At 60.3% G+C, this 3193-nt stretch carries 2 protein-coding genes; both read left to right on the top strand.

The window, feature by feature from the left end; translation table 11 throughout:
* On the top strand, nucleotides 1-2217 hold a 2217-nt coding region (locus WMK75_RS18750; RefSeq protein ID WP_347269095.1), incomplete at its 5' end, for a restriction endonuclease.
* A gap of 121 nt (nucleotides 2218-2338) precedes the next feature.
* On the top strand, nucleotides 2339-3127 hold the full coding sequence (locus WMK75_RS18755) for a hypothetical protein (RefSeq protein ID WP_252927045.1): 789 nt from the start codon (nucleotides 2339-2341) through the stop codon (nucleotides 3125-3127).
* Nucleotides 3128-3193: the final 66 nt, after the last annotated feature.

The raw sequence follows: 3193 nt of genomic DNA on the forward strand, positions 1-3193 counted from the left end.
AAGGTCCAGACGCTGGAGACCGAAGGCGAGATGATCCAGCGGGTCATGGGCGACCTGATGGGCCAGAAGAACATCGTCGTTCTGAACGACGAGGCGCATCACTGCTATCGCGAGCGGGTGAAGGACGCCGTCGGCGAAACCGAGGAAGACCTGAAGGGCGACGAGAAAAGCGAGGCGAAAGAGAACAATGAGGCCGCCCGGATGTGGATATCCGGTCTGGAAGCGGTCAGACGGAAGCTCGGCATCAGCCTCGTCTACGACCTGTCGGCCACGCCGTTCTTCCTGCGTGGGTCAGGGTACATCGAGGGCACGCTGTTCCCTTGGACGATGTCCGACTTTTCGCTGATGGACGCCATTGAATGCGGCATCGTGAAACTGCCGCGCGTGCCGATTGCCGACAACGTGCCAGGGGGCGATACGCCAAAGTTCCGCAACCTCTGGGACCACATCGGCAAGAAGCTCCCCAAGAAGGGCCGCGCCGCGGGCAAGGCGCTCGATCCGTTCAGCCTTCCGGTCGAGCTGCTGACCGCATTGGAAGCCCTTTATGGTCACTACGAAAAGACCTTCCTGCTTTGGCAGGACAAGGGGATCGGCGTTCCGCCGGTGTTCATCGTCGTCTGCAACAACACGGCGACGTCGGAACTGATCTACAAGTACATTTCGGGCTTTGATCGGGTCAGCGACGACGGCATCGAGACCACCCTTGAAAACGGCCGTCTTGCCCTCTTCCGGAACTACGACGACTTCGGCAACCGGATGCCGCGGCCGAACACGATACTGATCGACAGCGCCCAGCTGGAGTCCGGCGAGGCGCTCGACAAGGATTTCCGCGAGATGGCGGCTGTCGAGATCGAGCAGTTCAAGCGCGAGATGATCGAACGCACCGGCGACATAACCGCAGGCGACAAGATCGACGAGTCGACCCTTCTGCGCGAGGTCATGAACACCGTCGGCAAGAAGGGCCGCCTTGGGGAACAGATCCGCTGCGTGGTCTCGGTCTCCATGCTGACCGAAGGGTGGGACGCGAACACCGTCACCCATGTGCTTGGCGTGCGCGCCTTCGGCACCCAGCTCTTGTGCGAGCAGGTGATCGGTCGCGCGCTGCGCCGCCAGTCCTACGACCTAAACGACGAGGGGCGCTTCAACGTCGAATATGCCGACGTCCTCGGCATCCCCTTTGACTTCACCGCGAAACCGGTGATCTCCCCCCCGGCCGCCCCGCGTGAAACTGTCCGCGTCCACGCGGTCAAGCCCGACCGCGACGCGCTGGAAATCACCTTCCCCCGTGTCGAAGGCTATCGGGTCGAACTGCCGGATGAACGGCTTGAGGCCAATTTCGGTCCCGATCACGTTCTGGAACTGACGCCCCAGCTTCTGGGCCCTTCCACCACCACCAACCAGGGCATCATCGGCGAAGGCGTTGATCTGACGCTGGAGCATCTGGACGACATGCGCTCGTCCACCATCCTGTTCCACCTGGCGCGGCACCTTCTCTACACCAAGTATCGCGACCCCGGCGAGGAACCGAAACTGCATCTCTTCGGCCAGCTAAAACGTATCACCCGCCAGTGGCTGGACGGCGGCTACCTGAAATGCTCCGGCGGCACCTATCCTGCGCAGCTGGTCTACAAGGAAATCGCCGACATGGCAGCCGAGCGGATCAAGGCGGCCATCACCGAAACGTTGAAGGGCGAAAACCAGATCAAAGCGATCCTCGACGCCTACAATCCCACCGGCACGACTGCCTACGTCAACTTCACCACGTCCAAGGCGCTGCGCTGGCAGACCCGCCCTGACAAATCCCATGTCAACTGGGTGGTCTGCGACAGCGATTGGGAGGCCGAGTTTGCCCGCGTCGCCGAAGGCCACCCGCGGGTGCTGTCCTACGTCAAGAACCAGGGGCTTGGCCTCGAGGTGCCCTACCTCTCCGGCTCGACCCCGCACAAATACCTGCCCGACTTCATCGTCCAGGTCGATGACGGCCGCCGCACCGAGGACGGCAAGCCCGACCCACTGAACCTGATCGTCGAGATCAAGGGCTACCGCGGCGAGGATGCCAAGGACAAGGCAAACACCATGCGCGCCTACTGGGTGCCTGGCGTGAACAACCTCGGCAAGTTCGGGCGCTGGGAGTTCGCCGAGTTCACGGCGGTTTACGAGATGGAAGCGGAGTTCGCAAAGCTGATCGGCAACTTCGGTTGTGTGGAGATCCTGTGAAGTGACGAGCAGCCTTATCAAGCCAACCAACGAGAACTTTGACAAGCATGCCGAACCAGTCTTGGCCAGATGGCTTGTCGAGGCCGCAATGAACCGAACAGATCTTACTTACGGGGAGGCGATGCTGCGCCTCGAGCAACAGGTGGGATTCTCAAGCATCGGTCGCGCAACACGCCTAGGGTACTGCGCGGGTCAAATTATGCACAATATCCATGCCGATTTTCCTGATGCGCCGCTTTTGAATACGCTGCTGGTACTGCAAGACGATCATATGCCAAGTACCGGTGCGGGCGGATTCATGGCCGCCCATTTCAGCGAGCCAAAGCTTGCGAAGGACGGCTTTCGGGACAGCAAACCCAAGATCTGGCGTGAATACTTTGAGAGCGCAGCAGAGGAAGTCTATGCCTTCCCAGATTGGCCGAAGGTCTATCAAACGGTTTATGGAAGGCCATATCAGCCGGACACCAGTAACATGTCACCGTCGAATCCGACCGGTGGCACTGAGAAGGATGGCATTGCCAGGGGGCGAGGCGGAGAAGGCCCCAACCACAAGGCGCTTCGCCTGTGGGTGCAAGCCAATCCAACTGCCGTTTTCCCAAGGCTGAAGGTCACTCGTACGGAAACGGAGGTCGATCTGCTATCGGGCGACCGCGTTGACGTCGTCTACTATGCCACAGAACGCACCATCGCCTTGGAAGTGAAGTCGAAGGACTCGAACGAGGCAGACCTGACCCGCGGCATCTACCAGTGCGTCAAGTATCGAGCCGTAATGCAATCTATGGACCCGCGCGCTGACGCTGACATTTCGGCCGTATTGGTCACCGAGCAAAAGCTGCCCGGCTATTTGAACGAACTGGCAAAACAGCTTGAGGTCCCGCACAAGCTGGTCTCGCCCAAGAAGGATACCTGACCCATGGCCAAGAAACCCATCGAGGTCGAAACCCTCACCCACGACGCCACACGCAAGAATATCCCC

It is taken from the genome of Paracoccus sp. (in: a-proteobacteria), from assembly GCF_039808215.1.
Taxonomy (GTDB): Bacteria; Pseudomonadota; Alphaproteobacteria; order Rhodobacterales; family Rhodobacteraceae; genus Paracoccus.